Annotated in this window: 21 protein-coding genes, 1 tRNA gene and 1 rRNA gene; 11 read left to right on the forward strand and 12 right to left on the reverse strand. The window is 43.2% G+C overall.

Features of this window, described 5'->3' with window-relative positions:
- From H8S64_RS15190 to trpS, 3 genes are all read right to left on the reverse strand, one after another.
- Positions 1 to 333, reverse strand: a 16S ribosomal RNA gene (locus H8S64_RS15190); the annotation flags it as partial.
- Between the two features lie 598 nt (positions 334 to 931).
- Positions 932 to 1,513 (reverse strand): Holliday junction branch migration protein RuvA, encoded by a 582-nt coding sequence (ruvA, locus tag H8S64_RS15195; RefSeq protein ID WP_099290032.1) that lies wholly within the window; start codon positions 1,511 to 1,513, stop codon positions 932 to 934.
- A gap of 68 nt (positions 1,514 to 1,581) precedes the next feature.
- On the reverse strand, positions 1,582 to 2,565 hold the full coding sequence (gene trpS / locus H8S64_RS15200) for a tryptophan--tRNA ligase (RefSeq protein ID WP_099290031.1): 984 nt from the start codon (positions 2,563 to 2,565) through the stop codon (positions 1,582 to 1,584).
- A gap of 283 nt (positions 2,566 to 2,848) precedes the next feature.
- Between trpS and H8S64_RS15205 the strand changes: the two genes are divergently transcribed.
- On the forward strand, positions 2,849 to 3,202 hold the full coding sequence (locus tag H8S64_RS15205; RefSeq protein ID WP_099290030.1) for a DUF3276 family protein: 354 nt from the start codon (positions 2,849 to 2,851) through the stop codon (positions 3,200 to 3,202).
- 36 nt (positions 3,203 to 3,238) lie between these two features.
- On the opposite strand, the gene H8S64_RS15210 is transcribed toward H8S64_RS15205, so the two are convergent.
- The 7 genes from H8S64_RS15210 to H8S64_RS15240 form a co-directional block, all read right to left on the reverse strand.
- Complete coding sequence (locus H8S64_RS15210) at positions 3,239 to 3,706, reverse strand: hypothetical protein (protein ID WP_099290029.1); 468 nt, start codon at positions 3,704 to 3,706, stop codon at positions 3,239 to 3,241.
- 26 nt (positions 3,707 to 3,732) lie between these two features.
- On the reverse strand, positions 3,733 to 4,362 hold the full coding sequence (gene pyrE, locus H8S64_RS15215; protein ID WP_186977165.1) for an orotate phosphoribosyltransferase: 630 nt from the start codon (positions 4,360 to 4,362) through the stop codon (positions 3,733 to 3,735).
- A 20-nt stretch (positions 4,363 to 4,382) separates the two neighbouring features.
- On the reverse strand, positions 4,383 to 5,405 hold the full coding sequence (locus H8S64_RS15220; protein ID WP_099290027.1) for an aminoglycoside phosphotransferase family protein: 1,023 nt from the start codon (positions 5,403 to 5,405) through the stop codon (positions 4,383 to 4,385).
- Between the two features lie 54 nt (positions 5,406 to 5,459).
- A tRNA-Leu gene (locus H8S64_RS15225) sits at positions 5,460 to 5,546 on the reverse strand.
- A 64-nt stretch (positions 5,547 to 5,610) separates the two neighbouring features.
- The gene (locus H8S64_RS15230) at positions 5,611 to 6,369 is read right to left on the reverse strand and encodes an acyl-[acyl-carrier-protein] thioesterase (RefSeq protein WP_186977167.1); all 759 of its coding nucleotides are present in this window, start codon (positions 6,367 to 6,369) and stop codon (positions 5,611 to 5,613) included.
- A gap of 103 nt (positions 6,370 to 6,472) precedes the next feature.
- On the reverse strand, positions 6,473 to 7,483 hold the full coding sequence (gene murB, locus H8S64_RS15235; RefSeq protein WP_186977169.1) for a UDP-N-acetylmuramate dehydrogenase: 1,011 nt from the start codon (positions 7,481 to 7,483) through the stop codon (positions 6,473 to 6,475).
- 30 nt (positions 7,484 to 7,513) lie between these two features.
- The gene (locus H8S64_RS15240) at positions 7,514 to 7,651 is read right to left on the reverse strand and encodes a hypothetical protein (RefSeq protein WP_176554862.1); all 138 of its coding nucleotides are present in this window, start codon (positions 7,649 to 7,651) and stop codon (positions 7,514 to 7,516) included.
- Positions 7,652 to 7,665: 14 nt separating this feature from the next.
- On the opposite strand from H8S64_RS15240, the gene H8S64_RS15245 reads away from it, so the two are divergent.
- Complete coding sequence (locus tag H8S64_RS15245; RefSeq protein WP_255469565.1) at positions 7,666 to 9,021, forward strand: methyltransferase RsmF C-terminal domain-like protein; 1,356 nt, start codon at positions 7,666 to 7,668, stop codon at positions 9,019 to 9,021.
- Between the two features lie 110 nt (positions 9,022 to 9,131).
- Here the strand turns inward: H8S64_RS15245 and H8S64_RS15250 are convergent, their stop codons facing one another.
- On the reverse strand, positions 9,132 to 11,096 hold the full coding sequence (locus H8S64_RS15250) for a tetratricopeptide repeat protein (protein WP_227217858.1): 1,965 nt from the start codon (positions 11,094 to 11,096) through the stop codon (positions 9,132 to 9,134).
- 918 nt (positions 11,097 to 12,014) lie between these two features.
- Here H8S64_RS15250 and H8S64_RS15260 point away from each other — a divergent pair.
- Complete coding sequence (locus H8S64_RS15260; protein ID WP_186977173.1) at positions 12,015 to 12,746, forward strand: hypothetical protein; 732 nt, start codon at positions 12,015 to 12,017, stop codon at positions 12,744 to 12,746.
- Between the two features lie 350 nt (positions 12,747 to 13,096).
- On the opposite strand, the gene H8S64_RS15265 is transcribed toward H8S64_RS15260, so the two are convergent.
- Complete coding sequence (locus tag H8S64_RS15265; protein ID WP_186977175.1) at positions 13,097 to 14,233, reverse strand: Kelch repeat-containing protein; 1,137 nt, start codon at positions 14,231 to 14,233, stop codon at positions 13,097 to 13,099.
- A gap of 234 nt (positions 14,234 to 14,467) precedes the next feature.
- Between H8S64_RS15265 and H8S64_RS15270 the strand changes: the two genes are divergently transcribed.
- The 8 genes from H8S64_RS15270 (at position 14,468) to H8S64_RS15305 (ending at position 26,055) form a co-directional block, all read left to right on the forward strand.
- Positions 14,468 to 15,856 (forward strand): DUF4270 family protein, encoded by a 1,389-nt coding sequence (locus H8S64_RS15270; protein ID WP_186977177.1) that lies wholly within the window; start codon positions 14,468 to 14,470, stop codon positions 15,854 to 15,856.
- Between the two features lie 25 nt (positions 15,857 to 15,881).
- Positions 15,882 to 17,141 carry a BamG family beta-barrel-assembly machinery protein gene (gene bamG / locus H8S64_RS15275; RefSeq protein ID WP_255469566.1) on the forward strand — a complete coding sequence of 420 codons (1,260 nt, stop codon included), beginning with the start codon at positions 15,882 to 15,884 and terminating at the stop codon, positions 17,139 to 17,141.
- 37 nt (positions 17,142 to 17,178) lie between these two features.
- On the forward strand, positions 17,179 to 18,264 hold the full coding sequence (locus H8S64_RS15280; RefSeq protein WP_186977179.1) for a TlpA disulfide reductase family protein: 1,086 nt from the start codon (positions 17,179 to 17,181) through the stop codon (positions 18,262 to 18,264).
- Positions 18,265 to 18,426: 162 nt separating this feature from the next.
- Positions 18,427 to 21,399, forward strand: a complete 2,973-nt coding sequence (locus tag H8S64_RS15285) for a serine hydrolase domain-containing protein (RefSeq protein ID WP_186977181.1) — start codon at positions 18,427 to 18,429, stop codon at positions 21,397 to 21,399.
- Positions 21,400 to 21,684: 285 nt separating this feature from the next.
- Positions 21,685 to 22,377 (forward strand): succinate dehydrogenase cytochrome b subunit, encoded by a 693-nt coding sequence (locus H8S64_RS15290; RefSeq protein ID WP_099290019.1) that lies wholly within the window; start codon positions 21,685 to 21,687, stop codon positions 22,375 to 22,377.
- 95 nt (positions 22,378 to 22,472) lie between these two features.
- The gene (locus H8S64_RS15295; protein ID WP_186977183.1) at positions 22,473 to 24,413 is read left to right on the forward strand and encodes a fumarate reductase/succinate dehydrogenase flavoprotein subunit; all 1,941 of its coding nucleotides are present in this window, start codon (positions 22,473 to 22,475) and stop codon (positions 24,411 to 24,413) included.
- An 18-nt stretch (positions 24,414 to 24,431) separates the two neighbouring features.
- Positions 24,432 to 25,193: a succinate dehydrogenase/fumarate reductase iron-sulfur subunit gene (locus H8S64_RS15300; RefSeq protein WP_099290051.1), complete on the forward strand. Its 762-nt coding sequence runs from the start codon at positions 24,432 to 24,434 to the stop codon at positions 25,191 to 25,193.
- Between the two features lie 82 nt (positions 25,194 to 25,275).
- A complete protein-coding gene (locus H8S64_RS15305; RefSeq protein WP_186977185.1) occupies positions 25,276 to 26,055 on the forward strand; it encodes an alpha/beta fold hydrolase in 780 nt (259 codons plus the stop codon).
- The last annotated feature ends 89 nt before the right edge of the window (positions 26,056 to 26,144 follow it).

Genomic DNA, 26,144 nt, shown 5'->3' on the forward strand with positions numbered 1-26,144 from the left:
ACCGTGTCTCAGTTCCAGTGTGGGGGACCTTCCTCTCGGAACCCCTAGACATCGTCGGCTTGGTGGGCCGTTACCCCGCCAACTACCTAATGTCGCGCGTGCCCGTCCCGTACCATTAAATTTTAAAATCAAGACCATGCGGCCTTGAAGTATCATGGGGTGTTAGTCCACGTTTCCGCGGGTTATCTCCCGGTACGGGGTTGGTTGCACACGTGTTACTCACCCGTGCGCCGGTCGCCGGCGAAGTATTGCTACTCCCCGCTGCCCCTCGACTTGCATGTGTTAAGCCTGTCGCTAGCGTTCATCCTGAGCCAGGATCAAACTCTTCATTGTAATAGTTAATTTCAGAAATTTTATTCCGGCAAGGGTCATGTGTTTCATGAATCCCGACATCTCGTCGGCTCGATTCACGCTCGCTACGTTGTTCATTTCAATATCTTAAAGAACTCTTCTTCTATCGTTTCCTATCGCCCCTCTATCCTGCCCTCCGGCCTTCATCGTGAAAGCGGCTGCAAAGGTAATGCTTATTTTTCAACCTCCAAATTTTTTCAAGTTTTTTTCAAAACTTTTTTTTCGGCGGTTTCTAAAACCTCTCGTTCCAGTATCTCGTTTAAGCTTCTCGCGTCGCCTGCCCTCTCTCTCGAAAGCGGGTGCAAAGATAAGCGAAGAAATTCCCTTTTTCCAAATTTTCTGACCACTATTTTTTAAGTTTTTTACAACAGGCTAGATTGCAGCACGTTGGAAACATCAAACCCGACAACACCCCGGGGGATGTCTATCGTTGCTCTAGGGTAACAAGCGTGCAAAGACTCTCCTCCAGCGAATCAAAAACGCTTACATGCGTTCATGCCACGAACATGCTACGTTTATGCTACGTTCATGGTATAGCCCAACCATAGGGAAAGGTTGGGCAAGGGAGAGGGAGACCTAATTACAAATGCTTAAGTGCCAATTTTATTAACTCTTCCACGGATTCCACTCTATTAGTAGCCAGAATTTTATCTAATGTTTTAGCCACCTGTGCCCGAGCAAAACCCAACATCACTAACGCTGCTTGAGCTTCCTCCCTAACGGCACTTGAAGGTAAATTAATACTCTCGACAGCAACGCCCTCTTTTCCGAGTTTATCTTTTAATTCAATAATCACGCGCTGGGCAGTCTTGATACCTATTCCCTTCACGCTCTTGATCGCATTCACATTTTCCGTGAGAATTGCCCCGGTAATTTCCTCGACCGTCATAGAACTCAACATCACGTTTGCCGTGTTCGCTCCAATACCAGACACGGAAATCAAAGCCCGGAACAGCGTTCTCTCTTCTTTCGAGAAGAAACCATATAATAAATGTGCGTCTTCACGTACAATCTGATGAATATAAAGCATCACTTCCGACTGTGCGGCAATTTTCGAATACGTGTTCACCGAAACATGAATAGAATACCCTATTCCCCCGCAATCCACGATAGCACACGCCGGAGTTACTTCAACCAGAATCCCTTTTATATACTCATACATACAATTGAAAATTAAAAATTGAAAATTGAAAATGACGATGCACTTCAATTTTCAATTTTAGTCATTTACTAGCGAAAACCGATAAGTTTACGCACTTCTTTCATGGTAGCAGAAGCACTGGCACGGGCTTTTTCGGCTCCATCGGCAGCTACTTTATCCAAGTAATCCGTGTTGGCGGCATATTCCAGAATCCGCTCCCTGATCGGGGTACAGAAATTAACGATATCTTCCGCTAATTGCTTTTTCAAATCACCATAACGGATCTCGCAATTATTATATTTCTCGTCAAAATAATCATACACGTCTTTCGCGGACATGATTTCCAACAACGTGAACAGATTGCGAATGACTTCAGGTTTCTCGCTATTCGGCTCCGTGGGTCCGCTATCGGTAACGGCTTTCATCACTTTCTTGCGAATTGTCGCGGCATCGTCGATAAGATAAATTGCATTCCCCTCTGATTTTCCCATCTTCCCCGAACCATCCAGTCCCGGGATCTTTATTCCTTCCCCGGTGTAAGAGAATGAAGCCGGCTCCGGGAATAATTCATATCCATATATCGTGTTGAAACGACGAGCGAATTTCCTCGCCATCTCCATGTTTTGCTCCTGATCTTTACCCACCGGCACTTTGTGTGCCTTGTGTATAATAATGTCTGCAGCCATCAAAGTAGGATAAGTCAGCAAACCGGCATTAACGTTATCCGGCTGTTTACGCGCTTTTTCCTTAAACGTGGTAGTACGTTCCAACTCCCCGAGATAAGCATTCATATTTAAAAAGAGATACAACTCCAAAATCTCTTTTATATCACTTTGCACGTAAATGGTAGCTTTTTCCGGATCCAAACCGCAAGCCAGATACTCTGCCAGAATCTTCCGCACGTTCTCCACCACGTTCCCCGGGTGAGGGTGTGTCGTCAGCGAGTGCCAATCTGCAATAAAAAAGAAGCATTTGTACTCATCCTGCATTTTCAGAAAATTCTTCATCGCTCCAAAATAGTTCCCCAGATGCAAATTACCCGTGGGTCTGATTCCACTTACTACTGTTTCCATTGTTTACTTGATATTTACAATTATACACTACAAAGATACGCTTTTATTCTTTCCGTACAATAATTTCTATTTCGTTCCGGTAAAACGCTCCCTTTAAAATACACAATAATATGTTATATATCAATATTTTATATCACAAAAGAACACACACGTGTAATCTCAAACGTTTTCACACAACTAAGATATTGATAGACAGAGGTAAAAAAAAGTTACAAAAAACGATGTTGTTGGTTTATTTTTTCTACTTTTGGTGCGCAAAGTCTAATTAAAATTTTAATTTAACATGGAAGGTTACGAAAAGAATGAAGGTATGGAAATGAATGATCGGGACGAGATCTATTCAAAACCGGTGAGAGCGGGAAAAAGGACTTATTTTTTTGACGTGAAAGCTACTCGTAATAACGATTACTATCTGACGATTACCGAGAGCAAGAAAAAATTTGATAAAGACGGTTCTCAAAATTACGAAAAGCACAAGATCTTTTTATACAAGGAAGACTTTGATAAATTCGCGGAAGGGTTGGATGAAGCTGTCGCTTATATCAAAGCAGCACTTAACGGAGAAACAATGGAGATCAGTGAAGAAGTTGAGGTTAACGAATTTGATGACATTGATTTTGACGATTTAGCAAAATAAATAAAAAAGCTCTTCGGTTATCGAAGAGCTTTTTCTTTATTTCATATACCCGTAAGGGATCTTTGCAAGGCCTTCCGCCAACTGCTGGATACCTTTTTCCAGTTTACCTTTCAAAAGCATCTTGAACATCATATTCAACTCTGCCTCAAAAGTAATTTTCATACGTGTATCGTAAGGACCGTTACTCAACAATTGAATCCACAGGTCGAAGTCAAAAGGCACTCTGCCATCTCCTTTGATCTTGATCAATTTCGGCTCCTCTCTCTCCACGATCTGCAATCCCATTTCACCAAGACCTTCCACCATAAACGTGCAAGTATCTTCCGTCGTTCTCACGTCCTTTATCTTGCTGGCTATCTCCGGCATTCCCTGTTGCTGCCCCGCACCCATCTTGGCGGCCATTTCGAACATTGAACCGAACTTGGCAAAATTGGAAAGAAACGCATACACGTCATCTATGGCACTGTTTATTTTTTGAACCTCACTAACAACTCGTGTAGCCATATACTCAATATTTAAAATACACGAAATTATTTGTAAGTTTCCGGACTAACTCTCCACTCCTTCAGTTTTGCCACTTCTTCCGCCTTCACGTACCCGCTCTTCTGTGCCAAATCAATCATGGCATTGTAATTACTCAACGTGTCCAACTCGCAATGAGCGTTAGCAAAATTATCTATCGCTTTCTGGAACCCGTAAGTAAAGATAGCCACCATACCCAACACTTCACAACCGGCATTCCGCAACGCTTCCACGGCTTGCAGACTGGAACCTCCGGTTGAAACCAAATCCTCGACAACGACCACTTTTTGTCCGGCCTTATACTCTCCTTCTATCAAATTTTCCAATCCATGACTTTTCGCCGCAGAACGTATATACACGAACGGCAATCCCATTTCTTGAGCCACCAACGCACCCTGTGCAATCGCCCCGGTAGCCACCCCGGCAATCAATTCGACTTGCGGGTATCTCGCGCGAATTAATTCCACGAACTGATCCCGAATGTAAGTCCGCACCTCAGGATAAGACAAAGTCTTACGATTATCACAATAGATCGGTGATTTCCAACCGGATGCCCAAGTGAAAGGATGATTAGGCTCTAATTTTATCGCTTTGATTTGTAGCAAATGTGACGCTACTTGTTCTGCAACAGTACTCATATCTGTTTTATATTTAATAGTTATTCATTTATTTCAACACGCGAAGGTACAAAGTATTTTTCAAAAGCCATTCCTATAACTCGCCGAATCTCGGGATAATCCTCACCCAACTTTCCACTCTCGAACAAACGGCTAATTCCTTGCAATCCCGGAACAATGGAATCGATGAAATGCTGCTTCTCCTCGTGTAATCCCCGTAAACCGAACGCACCCATCGCTTGTAACAAACGAATTAAAACGAAATGATAATACAAATCACGAAATCTTGTATCTTTATCGAATACCTCCAGATTCCCTATATAATAATCCAATAATTCTTCTTTCTGCCTTTCCGGCATTTTCACCACGGCATCATAAAGCAACGAGGCAACATCATAGTGCAGCGCCCCTTGCCGACCACCTTGATAGTCGATAAAATACACCTCATCCCGAAGCACCATGATATTTCTGGATTGAAAATCCCGAAACATAAAGTGTCCAGTGTCTGCGACCAATAATGTTTTTGTCAGAAGTTCAAAATCATCTTCCAATTTATCCTCGTCCGCCTCGACTCCCGCCAAACGCAAAAAACAATATTTAAAGTAATTCAAATCCCAACGGATACAACGTTCGTCAAAAACAGGGCGAGGCAAACAACCCGTGTAATCCAATCCCTCGTGTCCGAACAGCTGAAACCGCAACAACTCGTCCAACGCTTTCCGGTACAGGTTCATCGCGTGTTCGTTCAACATCTCGCCTTCCCGTTCCCGCTCCACGACATCCAGTAACATGTCACGTCCCAAATCTTGTTGCAAGTAAACCTTACCGTCATCCGACACCCGGTAAACTTCCGGGACATGCAAATCTTTCGTTTTAAAATGACGCGTGAAGTCTATAAACAACTTATTCTCCCGCAAGTTTTCGTGATATACCCCCACGTAACTTCCCTCGCTATCTTGAATCCGATAGTATTTTCTACTGGAACCTGAAAGCGGAAGCGCTTCCACATGATAATCAGTTCCTCCCTTGTAACGCTCGAATAGTTCTATTACCTGCTCTTTCATAACGCTTTATATTAAAAAAAAGGAAACCGATACTCCCGTATCGGTTTCCTTTCATGGTGCCCAGAACAAGACTCGAACTTGCACAGCCGAACGGCCACTACCACCTCAAAGTAGCGTGTATACCAATTTCACCACCTGGGCATTTTTCTTTTGACGGTGCAAATATACACATTTTATCCTTACAAAGAAAAAACTCGGCAATTTTTTAATCAAGATTTTTTTCCCACGTGCTAACGGCAAAGCAATGAGTCTTATCGCCTGCTTCATTTCTCACCCGATGATAAACCTTCACTTTTCCATCATCTTCAGTCACGTGGTTTTCCGCGTTGACTCTGCTATCCGGCAGCACTTCGTGCTCGTAAACAATCTCCAACTCCCTTAATCCATGCTCTTTCAAAAACACGTAAGATAACGAATTCGTTACCCAACGCACGTACGTTGCTTGTGTCACATGTTTGTTAAAATCAATATTATCGTATGTCGCCGTGAAGCAACGGGAATTTTCGTATTCCTCCGGCATATTTTTAGTATCCAACTCAAAAGGAATTTCCCGAACGACATCCACGCAGGAAGCGGCATTCTCGGTGACACACGCGGGCAATCGTACCGGACGACGACGATTGATATCTATCACCATCCATTCCGAAGTCGCACGAATCAAGAGATCTCCTTTTCCCGAGAACATGCTGAAATCGCGAAGGGCAAACAAACGGTCAATACCGGAAGGCCACGTTTCCAACGTCACGATTTCCTCCTGCTCCGGCATTCGGTTCACGATAATATGCAACTTATGCAGCATCCATGTCAATCCTTGGGCGTTCAACGTGGGCACATCAAACCCCAATAACAAAGTCTGCCCGTTCGCCACATCATTAAACAAATCGCAAAGCGACTTCACGATCAAACGTCCTTGCAAATCCGTGTAATGCCCCCGAATCTTTATTTCTTCCGAATACTTCACCATTTTAATTTTAGATTTTAAATTTTAGATTTTAGATTCCTGCCACACAAGGCTAACGCTCACTGATTTAATTTTTTTCAAATCAAAAATCGTAAATCATAAATCACTAAATAACATAAACTTCCGGCTCCAACCAAACTCCGAATTTGAGAAACACGGATTTCTTTATTTCGTTAGCCAAGTGAGCAATTTCTATGCCACTTGCCCCTCCTTTATTCACTAGCACAAGAGCCTGCTTGTCATGTACGGCAGCATTCCCGATGCCTTTCCCCTTCCATCCGGACATCTCTATCAACCATCCCGCGGCTAATTTCACGTGCTCATCATCCACCGGATAAATCGGCATCCCCGGGTTATCCGCCAACAGGGCATCTGCCGCTTTTCGTTCAACTACCGGATTTTTAAAAAAACTTCCGGCATTCGGTAACACGTTCACATCAGGTAACTTTGCCTCCCGTATCCGTATAATTGCCTCCCGTACTGCCTTTAACGTGACTTCTCCCGCGCGGGTTACTTCATCCCGCACACTTCCATACTGCAACCGGAAAACAGGTTGCCTCGTCAGTCGAAATGTCACGTAAGTCACCACGTGGCGGTTCTTCCACTCGTGTTTAAATATCGAATCCCGGTAACCGAACCGACACTCGGAAGCGTCGAACTTCACTTTCTCGGCCTTCACGATATCCACCGCCTCCACCATCGCGATGCACTCTCCCGCTTCCACCCCGTAAGCCCCGATATTCTGTACCGGAGTAGCCCCGACATGCCCGGGAATCAAGGAAAGATTCTCTATTCCCCCGTAGCCGTGTTCTACCGCCCAAGCCACGAAATCGTCCCAAACGACACCACTCCCCACGCGCACGAGAACGTCGTGTTCATTTTCCTCCACAATCTCGTACCCCTGCATCATCGGGTAAAAAACAACCCCATCAAAGTCTTCCGTGAAAAGAAAATTACTCCCGCCTCCCAAAATCAACACTTCCTCGGGCTTCAACTCGTAAGAGCCGACAAACTCCAGCAAATCCTCTTCCTTCTCGCATCTCACGAAATACTTACACGCCGCGTCTATATGAAATGTATTATATTCCCTTAAATTAAAATTCTCGTAAATCTCCACTGTCTTCTAATTTTAATTTTCAAATTCAGCCTACTCGCATTCCTCGCCTCCTTCTCCCCTTCTTCTTATCCCGAACGAAGTATATAAAATCTTTATATCTACAATAACTAAACTCTTCCCGGCAAAGTTAAAACATATCAACAAATAAATCATTAAATTTGTCGCCATAATCCAAAATGTTTATGATTTCATTACCACCAGCATTTATCGAGCGCATGAACCGAATCATGGGGAACGAATCGGAAGTTTTTTTTAAAGCGTTAAACTCCCCCTCTCCGGCAACAATCCGGGTAAACCCTGCAAAGACAGTAACACCCCTTCCTTTCCCCGAATTAATTGACGGGCAAGTACCGTGGTGTTCCGATGCCTACTATTTGAGAGAACGTCCGGTCTACACGCTCGACCCTTATTTGCATGGCGGTGTCTATTACGTGCAGGAAGCCTCTTCCATGTTTCTACAGTCCGTGTTTCGGCAAATCGCCGTGGACAAGCCTCTCCGGGTACTGGACCTATGTGCCGCTCCCGGGGGAAAATCAACGCTGTTGGCAGCCAATCTACCGACAGGCTCCCTGCTGATTTCCAACGAGGTAATCAAATCAAGAGCCTCCATATTAAAAGAAAACATTATAAAATGGGGACACTATAATATCGTGGTCACAAACAGTGACCCCGCTCGTTTCTCGGGGATGAAAGGAGCGTTCGACATCATTCTGGTAGACGCCCCCTGCTCCGGCGAAGGCATGTTCAGGAAAGATGAAAAAGCCATCGAGGAATGGAGCGAAAACAACCTGCGCCTGTGTGAAGAACGACAAAAACGGATTATAGCAGACATATGGGACGCCCTTGCACCCGAAGGTTATCTGGTGTACAGCACCTGTACCTACAATCCCGGCGAAAACGAAGACATGCTTTCATGGGTACTCGACAATTTCGAGGCCGAATCCGTCGAAGTCCAACACAACTACCCGGGAATAATCCCCACCCCGACATCCGTTCACGGCTATCATTTCTATCCCCATAAATCTGCCGGAGAAGGTTTATTCATGGGTGTTATCCGAAAAAAAGACGGACAACCGTTTACCTTGAAAAAGGAAAAACGGAGTTCTCAAAACCAGCCCCCCAAACTCCCGACCGACATCTTGCCGCTTTTACCGGATATCGCGAACCACACGCCCTATCTGGCAGGAAGCACGCTCGGCATTATCCCCGCCCGTCACGCGGAATTCATCCAATACCTGGAATCCAAAGCGGGCGTTATCTACAAAGGTTGCGAGATAGGGGAATCCGTCAAAGGAACAACACGCCCGGCACATTCGTTGGCTTTGCTCCACAATCTTCAGAAACAGCACATCACCCGCCAAGAAGTAGACCTCCCCACCGCCCTGCAATACTTACGCAAGGAAGACATTCGTTTCGATGCCCCAAGAGGAGCGTGGGTTTTAATCATGTACCAAGGCATCGCACTCGGCTGGGTAAAAGAAGCCGGCAATCGCCTGAACAACTATTACCCGAAAGAGTGGAGAATTAAACGATTTTAGATTTTAGATTTTAGATTTACGATTTTAGATTGAAGGATTGGGTGATTAACAAAAACAACTTGTAACCTGCAACTTGCCGCGGGCAAATTCAACCTGCAACTTATCAAACGTTATTGCTCCTCCACGGAACAATAACGTTTGATAATACTGTAAGCATCCGTCAGCCCAAGTTCGCCCGCCTTACTCAAATCCACGTTGGCAGCACTTTTATCTCCTTGATAGATATGCAATAACCCGCGGTTAAAATAAGCTTCGGCAATATCTTTATCCAGTTCCAAGACTTTCGTGTACATATCGATAGCCTCTTTTATCTTCCCGCTCTTGGCATACACGTTAGCAATATTGAACATGGCAAAAGCGAAATCCGGATCAATCTCCAGACACTTGTTATTACCTTCCAGCACGAGAGAATAATCCACCACGCGTTTCACTTTCTCTTCCTCACCCACCACACGAGAAGTCTTTTCTTCAATCGACTCGATATAATCGTACATTTTCGCCCGTGCACTAGCCAAATTCATTAAAGCGAATAAATGTTTCGGATCACGTTCCACTACCGTCTTGAAATCCTCTATGGCCTTCGTGTAATCCCCGCGGTTCAAGTACAACGAACCTCTCAACAGCAACGCGTCCACGTCACTTCTGTTCTTCCGAATCTTGGAAGATAGCGTTTCAATATACTCGTCCTCGAATTCCCTCGGGTAATCGAAACGTTTGTTGGATATCGTCAACGCCGGGTTATAATTATGCTCTTGGTTAAACTTCATAATCCGCTTGTCGAAATACTGCACTTTCCCTTTGCGCAAGGTATCTAAAGCCAAATATTGCACGACAAACATATCCTGCAACTCGATAATCACGTTTCTATCCTGTATACGCCCGTTGATCACATCCTTCATCCGGTCATCCCGGGAGTTTATATCTATCAAACGCCGGAAATTTTCCGTCGTATCAACCAACGCGTTTTTATCCCCCTCTTGCATCCTCTTGTAGCGATCCATGATCTCTTCCGCTTTATACCTGTCCTGTCGGGCTGAAGCGAAATCGTCCATCTCACCGCTCACCGCAGCTCTTGCCAGATAAGCTTTCACGAAATCAGGATACAGCGAGATACTTTCAGAGAAGTCATTGTAAGCCCCGGTATAATCCCGAATCTCCATTTTCAACAATCCCCGGTTAAAATAAATCAATATATTATCCGGGTTCATCTCCAACACTTGATCGAGATCATCAATAGCCTTATTCGTCTCCCCGATCTCCGCTCTCAACAATGCCCGGTTGTAATAAGCGTAAGCATAGGTGCTATCCACCTTCAACACGGCAGTATAATCTTCCATCGCCTCCGGGAATTTTTTCATCTCGTACCACGTGATGGCGCGGCTCATTAATATACGCTTGTTCTGCGGGTTAATCTTCAACGCCTTATTATAATCCTCGATAGCATCATGATACTTTTTCTCTTTAAAATGCAGGTACCCCCGCAACCCGTAAGCATCATCCGAGAACATATTCAATTTGATCGCCATATTACAATCCTCGATAGCCCCCTCCCAATCGTCCAGCTTCTCCCGCATAATCGCGCGATTCAGGTAAGCCGGCAACAACTCTTTGTCTATAATCAACGCCTTCGAGTAATCCTTCTCCGCGCTCTTGTAGTCACCCATATCCGCCTCCGTTATCGCCCGGTTGGCATAAACGTATGCCTCTCCCGGGTTAATCGAGATAGCCGTGTTGTAATCATTCATGGCATCCTCGTACCGCTTCATGTTGTGGTAAGCGATACCCCGGTACATGTAAGCATGGAAATAATTCGGGTTTAACTCTATCGCCTCCGTGTAATCCCGTATCGCCCCCTCGAAATCGTCCAAGTTCAGCTTCGCCAATCCCCGGAAAAAATACGGTTCCGATAAACGAGGCTTCACCCGAAGGATATTGTTGAAATTCTCTATCGCACTCACGTAATCATCAAACATGATCGCACTCTTCCCCGCGCGCAACATATTCGCCGTGTTCCACTGTGCCGACACACCCAAGGTCGCCAAACAAAAAAATATAATAATACTAAACTTCTTCATGCGGAATAATATCAATATTTGGGGCATAAAGATAATAAAAATTCTTACTAGCACATGTATCTAATAGATACCTCACCAATAAAAATGGATAAATAAACCGAACGAGTCCTTCTCTCGTTCTTGTTTCGTTGTTGCCCGATGTTGTGACAGTAAACATTGAGGCAACAACGAAATAAAAACGGGAAATAAATGAACAGGAGAACTTATCTGTTGAGTCATTCTACTTTTCTATTCCGGCATTTTTGTTCAAACACGACACATCCGTTTATCCGGCAATAACCTAAGGTACTCCTACCCCAATAATACCTCTCGGCACTTACAACCCGCTAGCACTCCCCTCGCACCACCCTTCTCGACGGGGGATGAAACAGTAAATAAAGTAACCAGTAAGCGACATGAGGTATTATTAGGATAGGATTAGGGTAGAATACCCCTGAATATACAGTGAATCCACTGTAAAACCGGAGAAGATTATCCCTAATAATCCTCCTTTTCCGTTCTCACTCCATTTCCCCTGTTATGTTGGCATATAAAAGATTATAGCAACATAAGAGTGGGAACAAGGCACAAACGAACGGGAGAGATTATTACACCGAATTTACCACGGCTTCAGTACGGCTTTTCTGTTTTAACACACACTTTATTGACATCGTGAAAATCACCTAACTCCGGTAAGAAATTCACACTAAACAGCTACCCATACAATCTTTTTTATATATATAATATTGCAAAAGACAAATATTTTTCATAAATTTACAAACATCATAAAAAATGACATTAAAAATCGTGTTTCAAACAAGAAAGGAGGTATCAACATCAAGAAACACTAAACATGAATGACAATCCCGTAATCTTCACGAAAATAGCATATTTACGCTTCTATATCGGGAAAATCAAAACAATTTAAAAACAAAGATTATGAGAAAAATCAGCATTTTAATCGCTTTGATCATTGGTGTCATTTACGGATGCCAAAATTCAGACTTGGAACTTGCTTCAGCAGAAAACTTGACAGGGGATGAACAATTTATCCCATTAAGAGAAACTTTTGATTTCACCTATAAAGGGATTACTTATTCCTCTCCTTACCACATGGAGAATGATACATTGATGATTTTGGAAGACGAACAAGTTGCATCAATTTACGAGCAACTCCAAGAGTTACCGGAATTAGCTACTTATGTGACACCGGAAGGTGATATTGAGTATTTTGATACTTATAACGAGTTACAGAAAGAAAAACCTGCAAGAATCAAAAATAAAGCCTTAAATTTTACTCCCATTAGTACCCTAACAATATATGAACATTCCCATTATAATCTAGATAAAGCTGGCATTCAAGTTGATTACAGATTCTATAGCGAACTTCTCATGCCTCAAATTGAACAGTTAGACGAGAAAATATCATCTGCACGTGTACATTCTGATGGTTTAGGATTCCCATGTTGTAGTCGTGTTACATTCTTTAGAAATATGCATTTTCAAGCACAATCAATAACTTTTGACTTTCATGACGGAATTTATGATGCTGAATTTACAAAAGGTCTTGCTGTTTATTATAATTTAAAAGTAAACAATTTTAAAAACTACAAAGTTAAAAGTGGTATCAATTGGAATGATCGAATTTCATCTTTCAAAATACTAATGTAAATTCCCCGAATAGCAACTACATTCTCAATTAGTTATTAAAATAAATAAGCGGGTGACTTAGAAAAGCCACCCGCTTAGCCCAAGCAATAACTTTTCCTTTTCATGCAATTATATTCGATAAATAGTTTCCTTATAAAGAAGTAAACTACTATTTTAAAGTAAAAAATTTCAAGAATTATAAGATGCTTGCCGCAAACTTTCTTCAAACTCCCCACCTCAGCGTACTCTCTTGCCTTTAGACCTCCCTATATATTTGCATTGAACACTTTCACTCATTAACATACGTTCGTATTGAACAAACAAAAAGAGGGTGTTTTACACACCCTCTCTATTTAAGATTATTCAAATTTCTAGTAATCATAGTCATTTGCGCGGTCTTCTTTCACATCGGGTACAAATCTCCAAGTTGCATTAGAGAAACTAGAAGATGCATTACTTGAACTAGCTGTCGGATCAATGGTACTACCACCCGTGGTATAATAACCATAACCATCGACAACAAAACTTACAGCACCAACAAGCGAACCTCCCACGATATTTTCCATCTGATGCCATTGGTCTTTCTTATGATTATATTTCCATACAGTCTGCGGATTAGGACCTTGACCTCCAGTTGCAATATACGCATAATTCTCGCCATTCTTACCTCTATTGGAAACGAAACTAATTGCATATCCTCTCGGAATTCTCCCGTAATCCTTATCTTGTTTTACCCCCGGTTTATCAGCCAAAGCTTGCATAGGCTCCCAATGCACGTCACCATTAGCATCAACTGTACATTTAGTAACGTCAGTTCTAGGAGAACCACCACTCAATCCTAAACATACATAAGCAGCACCATCAACCACGAAAGCAGTGGCACCATATCTCTGACCACCAATAAAACCTAAATCTCCAGACCACTCATTTGTTTTCGGGTCATAACGATAAAAATCCTTGAACATTTCTGCATTATCCGCACGTCCCGTTCCCACGAAACCGTATCCGTTCAACGAGAAAGCCACTGCATCCCGACGGGGTGTTCCCGGGAAAGGTTTCATTTCTTCCCAAGAATTCGTTTCCGGATCATAACGCCACAAATCATTCAAGTATTCTTTGGGTCTAACCTCCAAGTTTTCTCCCGTCCCGGTTGATCTTGAAGCGATATATCCTAATCCAATATAAGCATACGTTTTACCATTTACTTCTGCAGTGAAAGCTATAGCCCCATGACGTCCTTTCCCTCCTGCTTTTTCAAATGTATCCTCGACATCATACCAAGTCATACTTTGCATATCAAAGCGTTTGAAATCCGTGTATTCAGAAAGATCAACACCATATCCCAATCCGACATAAACATTATTTCCTATAGTAAATGACACTGCTTGATTTCTCATTTTTCCACTAAACTCAGGAGCCTTTCCCCAGTCTCCCAAATGATCATCATCATCGCAAGCGACAAAAGCGAATCCTAAAATAGCTAATAATAATAAACTAAATTTTCTCATACGTTATTCAACTTGATTATTTATATTTTCTCCGTCAAACGTCTTAACTTTAAACGTTCTTCTTTTTCGATAGGCAAAACTACATATTTTATCATTAAATCCAACAAAAAAGAGAGAGAAATGTATTGACTTCTTTTTTTTTAACCTCCCGTTAGATAAAATACAATTTCAAATGCCGATTTTTTAGAAAATAATTATACCTTCGCCCCTTGTATTTAATCAAAATCAAGAAATATGAGAATATTCTTTATCGTGAGTTTTCTGTTACTAATATATGCGTGTGACAATAATCTTTCCACAATTGGAGGAGATTTAATTTCCAATGAAAATTTCATCGAAGTCAAACGTTTTGTAATGGAAGAAACCTCAACCGTGAGGTTGGATTCTTTTCCAACATCCCTTATATCTAGCTCTTCATCCTCGTTATCACCTCTCTCCCTTGGGAAAATTACCGATAGAGTTACCGGTTCCATAACAGCAATCCCATACTTTCAAGTTGCACCTCAAGGTTTAATATCGACGGTCACATGGGAAAGTAACTGTACGTTTGACTCACTTACCCTACAAATTCCTTATATTAAAACCTTGGCAGGAGATTCAACTGCATTACAAATATTCGACTTATATCAAACCAAAGAACCGATGCGGTTCGATCATTATAATCCTATCCTTTGCAACATTGATTCATTGACACGAGATGAAAAACTTGCAACTCTACAACTTTACCCGCAAAAGGACAATATCGCACAAGCCTATTTCAAATTGAAGTATGATTTTGGACTTGAACTATTCAACCGCATGCGTTCAAGAGATTATAGCTTTGACCAGATAAATTACCCGGAATTCATGGAAGAGTTCAAGGCCTTAGCGATCATTCCCCGTGAAGAAAACTCCGTTTTAATGAGTATTAACCCCGCTAACCTTGCGTTAAGATTCCATTACCATATTGGATCTGTCGAAGCGGCGGATGCAATGAGTTTCAGTTGGCCTATAGCATTACCCACTACCACAAATACCCCGGAGGAAACAATGTATGCTTTCACGCATTTAGGTTATAAACCCACGGAACCTTTCGAAAATATTACACTTAACGAACCGAAATCTTTCGATGACCTCGTTTATGACGGTAAAAATATGGCGGTTATTGAAGGAATGAACGGACTTATGACAAAACTCAAAGTCCCCTTTATCGCTGATGAAGACATCTACAAAACAATTATGAAAGCAGAGATTGAACTTCGAATAAACACGGACTTGCTTGAAAACAACATTCTAGAACCACAATTCATTGGTATTTATATCATTACCAAAGACAATTTCATCAAAGGCCTATTAACTTCCCCTCAAGGAAATGTTATTTACGGACAACTCACGCAAAACTCAGTTGACCCTAACGAGAGATCATACATTATTGATATTACGGATTATTATTCCAATTTAGTAGAAGGCGTACATCCCATCGTTCCAGAAATTTACTTGTTAATCGGTTTACCAGGAAGTTATTACAGTTTACTCAATGACTTCTCGTACCAAATATTCACGGGAAATGTTGCCAATACTTTCCAACGAGTGGTATTGAAAGAACAACCGAAATTAAATGTCTATTATAGTCACTACAACTAATACAGAGGTTTCAAATATAAAATTTATGAGAAAGATATTAGCAAGCGTCACCCTATTATTAATGACAACTTACGTGTTCGGTCAGAATACTTCCGGTACACCTTATTCTAAAGAAGGATTCGGGTTACTACCGGACACGTATGGAGCATATATCGGCATGGGGGGTGTTTCTGCCGCTATGCGTGACAATTATAACATCAACTTTTTGAATCCTGCATCTTACACAGCATTGGATTCCATGCGTTTCTATTTCCAAACCGGAATTACCGGAGAATACGTCGATATTTCATCCCATAAAACACATGCAAATTACAAAGTAGCACAAAACGGTGCGGTTAGCATGGCTTTTCGAGCGTATAAAAATTTATACATGTCTTTTGGTATTTTACAACGTTCAAACAGGGGATTCGACGTATATTATACAGATGTGGTTAGAGGCGATTTCAGCCAATATTGCACGCAACAAGTTGAAGGAAGTGGAGGTATCAATGAAGCATACTTGGGATTGGGCTATCAATTGGGCAAATTGTCATTAGGCGTCAACGTGTCTTATTTATTCGGAAAAGTAGACGATCGCTTAACCATGATATTACTCCCTATGACAAGCGGATATTATTTGAAAACTCAAACTATCACTCAAATGAGTGCTGCATTGTTCACGTTGGGAGCTCAATTACCTTTAAATATCAGTAAAAAGTCAAATTTCACTTTAGGTACGAGTTTCAATTTCGGGACACCATTACACGCAAGAAAAACATTCCAAGCCTATAAAACAGGAGTATCAACCGGTAATTCGATTCTTTTAAACGATGAAGCGACCAAAAACGGTACAATTTTTTATCCTTTTAGAATCACGACAGGAGCGTCATTCCAATATAATCAAAAATGGTTCTTTGCCGGAGATTACACTTTCCAAAATATGTCACAATACGAAGAATTTGAAACGAACAAAGAATACCAAAATTATCACAAAATAGCGATAGGTAGCTACTATCAACCCAATGCCCAAGGACGTTATTGGTGGCAAAAAAACCAATACATGGCAGGAGCTTACTTTACCCGCTCGCATTTGGAGTTCAATTTAAAAGACATCAACACGTATGGGGTGACTATTGGTTCACAAATTCCGATTCGCTTACCTTATCAAGAACTGATGTTGGGAGTTGCTGTCGACTTGGGAATGAGAGGTACGCACCGTAATAACCAGATCATGGAAAAATACGTAAAACTAAGAATAAACATTGCCTTTAAAGAGTTGTGGTTTATGAAAGCCAAGATTAATTAATGGCATATTAAATATCTATTTAAGAAAACTAAAACACATGAAAAAGATTTTATTATCAATCGTTGCTGCTAGTATGACTCTTGCAGCATGCAACGCACAAAGCGGTTTCAAAGTAACCGGAAACGTTCAAGGGATACAAGTTCCTAAAGCTGCACTTGTAACTTTCGCGGATAACAAAGTGGATACTTTGGCTAAAGCAGATATCGCTAACGGCGCTTTCGAATTCACCGGTAAAGTGGACGGAATCACCGCGGCTTATATCGTTTTCCCCGGTCAACAAGGCGGTATTCCGGTTATGCTTGAAAACACAAACATCACGGTAAACGCGGATCAATCCGGCTTGAAAATAGAAGGTGGTGAGGCTCAAAAATTGTTCAACCAATTCTCAGAGATCAACCAAGGCATCATGCAAGAGCAAATGAGATTAAACGGCGAATATCAAGCAGCCGCTCAATCTCAAGATCAAGCTAAAATGCAAGCTATCCAAGAGGAATTTGGTAAAATCGTTGAAGCCGCTCAAGCAAAAGAACTTGAATTGCTCAAAGCTAACTCTGACACTTATGTAGCCGCTTTCGTGATTGCATCTGCCATGGGACAAATGGAATACGAGCAATTGAAAGAAAGATTCGCTCTCCTTGGCGAAAATGCAAAAGCAAGCACTCAAGGAAAAGCGATCGCTGACCAAATTGCTAAACTGGAAAAAACGGCTGTCGGACAAGTTGCCCCGAACTTCACGGTTACAACCCCGGAAGGAGAATCTATTTCACTGTATGACATCAAAGGTAAAGTGAAATTAGTTGATTTCTGGGCATCATGGTGTGGTCCCTGCCGCGGAGAGAACCCGAATGTTGTTGCTCTTTACAAAGAATATCAACCGAAAGGCTTGGAAATCTTCGGTGTTTCTTTAGATAACAACAAAGAAGCTTGGGTAAAAGCAATCGCTGACGACGGTTTGATCTGGAAACATGGTTCAGACTTGAAAGGTTGGCAATCCGAACCGGCTAAATTATATAGCATTACCGGTATTCCCGCGACATTATTGTTAGACGAGAACAACAAGATTATCGCCAAAAATTTGAGAGGCGAAGCATTGAAGCAAAAAGTTGCTGAACTGTTGAAATAATCTATTCGGTTAGTATAGAAAAGTGCGGCAAACAAGATTGTTTACCGCACTTTTCTATACTAACCGAGTTACAAGTTACATTTGCCTACGGCAAGTTTCAGGTTACAAGTTATTTTTGTTAATCACTGAATCTTCAATCTAAAATCGTAAATCTAAAATCTAATGCGTTTTTTCCTGTTTTTCGGTTTAATTTGTTTACTCGTTTGTCCCTTGGCAGGACGCTCACAATCACAATGGGTCGATTCAACCTTAAATGCCATGAGCTTGGAGGAGAAAATCGGACAATTGATCATGATTGCCGCATACAGCAACAAAGACAGTTTGTACGAGAAGCAATTGGGTGCAACAATCGAGAAATATCATATCGGTGGTATTATCTTCTTTCAAGGCACTCCAAGTAAACAAGCCGCGATGACCAACGACTACCAGCAACGGGCATACATTCCCCTAATGATCGGGATGGACGCAGAGAGTGGCGTGGGATGGCGTATAAAGCCGGCTATGGAATTCCCGAATCAAACCCTGCTAGGTGCTATTCGCGACACGAATCTGATATATCGCATCGGGCAAGCCATCGGCAGACAATGCCGCACGATGGGCATTCATGTAAACTTCGCTCCCGTCGCGGATATTAACGTCAACCCTAAAAATCCGGTTATCGGTATCCGCTCGTTCGGGGAAAAAAAAGACGAGGTAGGCAACCGCTCCCTGCAATATACCAGAGGTCTGGAATCCCAGCAAATCATGCCGGTAGCGAAGCATTTTCCCGGACACGGGGATACCGACACGGATTCGCATTTTGCCCTACCTCTTATCAGACATTCGGTCGCCCGTATCGACACGGTGGAATTATACCCTTTCCGGCAACTGATAGCCGCGGGCATCCCCGGTGTAATGGTGGCGCACTTGAATGTTCCCTCCTACGATTCGGCGAATATCCCCGCTTCCCTTTCCCGTCACATCGTAACCCAATTACTGCGGGAAAAAATGCATTTCGATGGACTATGCTTTACCGATGCCATGAACATGAAAGGGGTAACCAAAGGAAATTCTCCCGGTGAAGCTGATGTCAAAGCCCTGTCGGCAGGTAACGACATCCTGCTTTTCCCCGAAAACGTGGAAGCCACGGTAAAGAAGGTAAAAGCAGCCATACGCAAGGGTATTCTCACGGAAGAAGATATTGACGAAAAATGTCGCCGAGTCCTTGCCGCGAAAGAGAAATACGTGTTGCCCAACGCCGGCATGATTGACACGACCATGCTGTCCGCCCGGTTAAATACCCCTGCCGATCAAGCTTTATTACAGGAAACCTACGCGGAGGCTATCACGCTGATACAGAATAAAGACTTATTACTTCCTCTAACGCATCTCGATACGTTGCGCATCGCATCCCTCAATTTTGGCGACAGGAAAGCCAAAGCGTTTGAAGACATGCTGGAAAAATACGCACCTTGCTCTCATTTTTCCATTCGTGCAGGAGCGAGTAAAGAGGCCATAGAAAAATTATTGAAAGATTTATCCGATTACAATTGCGTGATCGTGTACAATAGCGCCGCACGGAACACCACATCCCGACAGTTCGGGGCATCGCAAGCGTTATCGAATATACTGAAACAATTGAAAGGAAAACGGGTCATTTTCTGTCACCCGGCAACTCCCTACGGTTTGGATATATACAGTTATCTGCCCTTGGACGCCATCCTAGTGAGTTATTCCCATGACACCCCGGCGCAAGAATTTGTCGCGCAAGCGATTTTCGGGGGTATCAACGTGAACGGGAAATTACCCGTAAGCATCAACTACTATTTCCCCGTCGGGACCGGACTGTCAACTCCAAAAGTACGCTTGGGATACCATAAACCGGAGACCAGCGGGATGCAATCGGAAACGTTACTCCGCATTGACAGCATTTGTCAAGTTGCTATCCGGGAGAAAGCGACACCCGGTTGTCAAGTGCTCGTGGCTAAAGACGGGTACGTGGTATATAACAAGGCTTTCGGTTTCAATACCTATGACAAGAAAAAGGCAAACACGACGGATAATATATACGACATCGCATCCATCACGAAGATCGCTGCCACTCTTCCGGCCGTGATGATGCTTTACGATCAACAGACAATAGCTCTGGATACACCTATCGCCCGTTATTCTTACGCGATATCACAGTCCAACAAAAAAGACTTGACTGTCCGGGAATTATTACTGCACAACGCGGGCTTAAAAGCTTCCTTTTCATTCTTCCATCACGCGATTGACTGGGAAAAGATGCAAGGAAGATTATTCACGACCAGATACACGAAGACAAACACGAAGAAACTCAGAGATCGCTTGTACATTAATCCCAACTTCAGATACCGGGACAGCACATTCAGCTTTAAAGGCGGGGAGGATTATCTTATGGTTTCCCCCCATTTCTATATGCACCACCATTTCCAAGACTCTATCCATTCGTTGATCTTGAACACGGACTTATTACCGCAAAAGAAATACACGTACAGCGATCTGGGGTTTGTCCTACTTAAAGATATCGTGGAGGAACAAACCGTCACGCCTTTCGATATGTATCTTCGGGATCATTTTCTGAAAAAACTGGGAGCCTATAACTCCGGTTTCAACGCCCATCTGAATCTCGACATGGATCGGGTAATTCCATCCAGTAATGACAACGTATTCCGGAAATCGGAATTAAAAGGCTACGTGCACGATCCCCTTGCAGCGTTAATGGGAGGCGTATCAGGCAACGCAGGATTGTTTTCCACGGCAGAAGATCTGGCAAAAATCATGAGCGTGTATCTAAATCACGGTCAATACGGTGGCGAGCGGATGATAGACTCGACCACCATCGACCTTTTCACTTCTATTCAACTATCCCCCGAACAAAACCGGAGAGGTTTGGGGTTCGACAAACCGGAAACTCTTCCCGATAGAACAAGCCCTACTTGTGACGGAGTCCCCTGCACGAGTTACGGACACACGGGTTTTACAGGTGCTATCGCATGGAATGATCCTGAAAACCAATTGATTTACATATTCCTTTCCAACAGAACTTATCCTAACGAGTTCAACACCAAACTTATGAAGGAGAATATCCGCACAAAGATTCAAGAAATCATTTACGAATCGATTGGAAGATAGAGTTTGTAAAGTTCATAAAGTTTATAAGGTTCATAAGGTTACGGGTGTCCTTCGGACAGAGTTTAACGGCAGCTATGCTGCCGTGGACAAAGCGCCCCGCAGGGGTCCATTACTTTATAAAGTTTATAAACCTTATAAACTTTATGAACCCATTCATTAGAGAAAAAATTCTTTATATTTAGAATGATTTTAAAATAGCTTTAGCGGTTCAAAATGACAGAAAAAAAGATACTTTTGTGCACGAATACAGAATACAAATAGTTATCAAATAAATAGATCTACATTATGAGCAATTTCTTAACATCGTCGATTGGGAAAAAGATGCTCCTGAGTATTTCAGGTCTTTTTCTTATTGCGTTTTTGTGCGTTCACTTGGCACTAAATCTACTGTTGATAGTAGATAATAGTGGAGAGTTATTTAACATTGGAGCCCATTTCATGGCAACGAATCCTATTATCAAGATCGTGGAACCGATTCTTGCTATCGGATTTATCTTCCATATCGTGCTGGCTTCTATCCTGACTCTTCAAAACAGAGGTGCACGCCCTATCAAGTACGATCGCCGCAGCCAAGCAGGTAACTGTACTTGGTCGTCCAGAAACATGTATATTCTAGGCGCATTAGTACTGATTTTCCTTGTAATCCACTTGTGGAACTTCTGGTGGAATATCAAATTCCCTTCATTAGGAACGCCACTAGCCGAAACTATCGTGGACGGGGTGAAAATGGAAAACACTTACGCGTTAGTCGCCGGATTATTCCAGTCAAGCGTAATCTATTGCCTGCTTTACATTTTAGGCGGTATTTTCCTTGGACTTCACTTGACTCACGGTTTCTGGTCAGCATTCCAATCCATCGGTTTCAGCAACCAGATATGGAGAAAGAGATTAGAGTGTGTTGCTAAAATTTTCGCTTTCATCATTGCAGCAGGATTCAGCATCATTCCGCTTTATTTCATGCTTGGACTAGCGAACTAACACAATTTTAAATTTATAGATTGTAGATTTTAAATTGCAGGAATCAACGATCTAAATTTAAAATTTAAAATTTAAAATCTAAAATTATTAAGGTTATGACAGAATTAAATGCTAAAATACCAGCAGGACCGTTAGCCGAGAAGTGGTCGAATCATAAAGCACATATCGGAGTTGTTAGCCCTGCTAATAAAAGAAAATTAGATGTTATCATCGTGGGTACCGGACTTGCCGGTGGATCGGCTGCAGCCAGCCTTGCTGAATTAGGTTATAACGTGACCACATTCTGCTATCAGGATTCTCCCCGTCGCGCTCACTCTATTGCCGCACAGGGAGGTATCAACGCTGCAAAGAACTACACGAATGACAACGACTCTGTTTATAGACTATTTTATGAAACTATCAAGGGTGGTGACTACCGCGCACGTGAAGCCAACGTTTACCGTCTGGCAGAGGTAAGTAACGCCATCATTGACCAATGCGTCGCACAAGGTGTACCTTTCGCTCGTGATTACGGCGGTCTTTTGGACAACCGTTCTTTCGGTGGCGCATTGGTAAGTCGTACGTTCTATGCCCGCGGTCAGACCGGACAACAATTATTGTTGGGTTGCTACGGTGCCATGAATCGTCAGATCGAAAAAGGAAAAATCAAATCATATACCCGTCACGAGGTACTTGACATCGTTGTAGTGGACGGCAAGGCAAGAGGTGTTATCGCCCGTGACCTTGTGACCGGAAAAATCGAACGTTTCGGGGCACACGCCGTTGTATTGGCTACCGGTGGATACGGAAACGTGTTCTTCCTGTCGACCAACGCCATGGGATGTAACGGTAGTGCCGCATGGCAAGCATACAAACGCGGAGCCATGTTCGGAAACCCCTGTTTCGTGCAGATTCACCCGACTTGTATCCCGGTACACGGGGATCAGCAAAGTAAGCTGACCTTGATGTCCGAGTCATTACGTAATGACGGACGCGTTTGGGTACCGAAAAAGATCGAGGATGCCAAAAGATTGCAAGAGGGAACCCTGAACCCGAACGATATCCCGGACGAGGACCGCGACTTCTATTTGGAACGTCGTTACCCGGCATTCGGGAACCTTGTTCCGCGTGACGTTGCCTCTCGTGCCGCTAAAGAAAGATGCGACGCCGGATTCGGGGTAAACAACACCGGAAAGGCTGTATTCCTTGATTTCAAATACGCTATCGACCGTTTGGGAAGACACACAATCGAAGAACGTTACGGAAACTTGTTCCAGATGTACGAGAAAATCACCGCCGTTGACCCGTACCACAACCCGATGATGATTTACCCGGCTATCCACTACTCTATGGGAGGTCTTTGGGTAGACTACAACTTGATGACCACAATCCCGGGATTGTACGCTATCGGGGAGTGTAACTTCTCTGACCACGGGGCTAACCGTTTGGGAGCTTCCGCGTTGATGCAGGGATTGGCTGACGGATATTTCATTTTACCGTACACGATTGGTGACTATCTGGCTCACGATATCCAAACCCCGAAAATCAAAACCAACACGCCGGAATTCGACGCTGCTGAAAAGAACGTCACCGACCACTTGCGCAGATTGTATGATATCAAGGGTACGAAATCCCCCGATCACTTCCACAAAGAGTTGGGACATATCATGTGGGATTATATCGGAATGGCGCGTGAGGCAGAAGGCTTGAAGAAAGCTATCAAGTTAATCGCCGAACTGAAAGAAGAATTTTACAAGGATTTGCGCGTGACCGGAGAGTTTACCGCCATGAATAACGAACTTGAGAAAGCGGGACGCGTGGCAGACTTCATCGACATCGCACACTTGATGGCATTGGACGCTCTCGATCGTAACGAGTCCTGCGGAGGACACTTCCGTTTGGAGTCCGTTACCGAAGAGGGAGAAGCAAAACGTGACGACGAGCACTTCCAGTATGTTTCCGTTTGGGAATACAAGGGAGAAAACAAAGAACCCGAAATGTATAAAGAACCGCTCGTGTTCGAAAACATTCAGGTGGCTCAACGTTCTTATAAATAATCTTAAATGAAAATCGTTATGGCAGATAAAATATTAAAAGAACTAACCCTAAAGATCTGGCGTCAAAAAGACGCAAAGTCAAAAGGCGGTTTTGAAACCTACAAGATTCATAATATTTCAACCGGCAGTTCATTCCTTGAAATGCTCGACATTCTGAATGAACAATTGGTGAGCGAAAACAAAGAACCGGTGGCATTCGACCACGATTGCCGCGAAGGTATTTGCGGTACATGTAGTTTGTTTATCGACGGACGTGCACACGGACCGGACGACGACGTGACTACTTGCCAATTGCATATGCGTCGTTTCCAAGATGGCGCAACGATCACTATCGAACCGTGGCGCGTGGGAGCCTTCCCGGTAATCAAAGACTTGATCGTGGATCGTACCGCTTACGAGCAAATCCTGCAAGCCGGCGGATACGTGTCCGTGAACACGGGTGGAGTACCTGACGGTAACGCTATCCCGATTGCCAAACCGGCAGCGGACGAAGCTATGGATGCAGCCGCTTGTATCGGTTGCGGGGCTTGTGTCGCTACTTGTAAAAACTCTTCAGCCATGTTGTTCGTGGCAGCAAAAGTATCCCAATTAGCCCTTCTCCCGCAAGGAAAGATCGAGGCGGCACGCCGTGCAAAAGCGATGGTTGCCAAAATGGACGAACTGGGATTCGGTAACTGTACCAACACCGGAGCTTGTGAGGCCGAATGCCCGAAGAGCATCTCTATCGAGCACATCGCTCGCTTGAACAGAGAGTTCTTGAAAGCCAAACTGAAAGACTAATTTCTATTTAGTTTTATAAAAAAAAGACCGCTTTCGAGCGGTCTTTTTGTATAATTTGTAACGTGAACCACACCGAATTAATATGAAGTTATATTTTAGAAAGCAGGGAGAGGGAACTCCTTTACTGATACTCCACGGCCTTTGGGGGGCTTCCGAGAACTGGCTTCCCATAGCTCATTCACTGGAAGACACGTTTCAAGTGATTTTGCCGGACATTCGCAATCACGGGCAATCCCCCCACGCGAATGAAATGAATTACGAGGTGATGAGTGATGATATTATCGAGTTGATCGAGGATTTACATTTTCCCGTTCCCCCGCATATCGCGGGACATTCCATGGGAGGGAAAATCGTGATGGCGTTATTACTCAAAAGACCGGACATCGTGAACAAGGCAATTATAGTGGATATCGCTCCCGTGTCCTACTCGCAACGGGACGGAGGAAGCCATAACCGGATTATAGATTTTATGGCTAATTTTGATTTCTCACGTTTCAAAAGCCGGGAAGAAGTACGCCAAGCGATACAAGAACATTTCAAAACGGAACGATCTCAACAACTATTCTTGAAAAATATCAAGAAAACCCCTTCCGGATTCGAGTGGAAACTCAATCATCGAGTAATCAGCCGTCACTTTGACGAAATCAGTGGTTGCCCAAGGAAATTACTCCACGATACTTACGATAAAGAGATTCTATTTATCAAGGGAGAGCAATCCAATCTGATAGCGGACCTCAGTTGTTTGCAGCAACAATTCCCGGCTGCCCGGCTGAAAGAAATCCCGCAATGCGGGCATTGGATTCATAGCGAACAACCGGAGAAACTGGCACAAGCCATACGGGATTTTCTCCTGTTTCCATAAGAGAATCAACTAAAAACGAACAACACTTACATAACACCGGAATAACAATCGACACGTCAAGCACAAAAAAATTGGCGTCACGATCCTAT

The organism is Butyricimonas hominis (genome assembly GCF_014287455.1).
Classification (GTDB): Bacteria; Bacteroidota; Bacteroidia; order Bacteroidales; family Marinifilaceae; genus Butyricimonas; species Butyricimonas muris.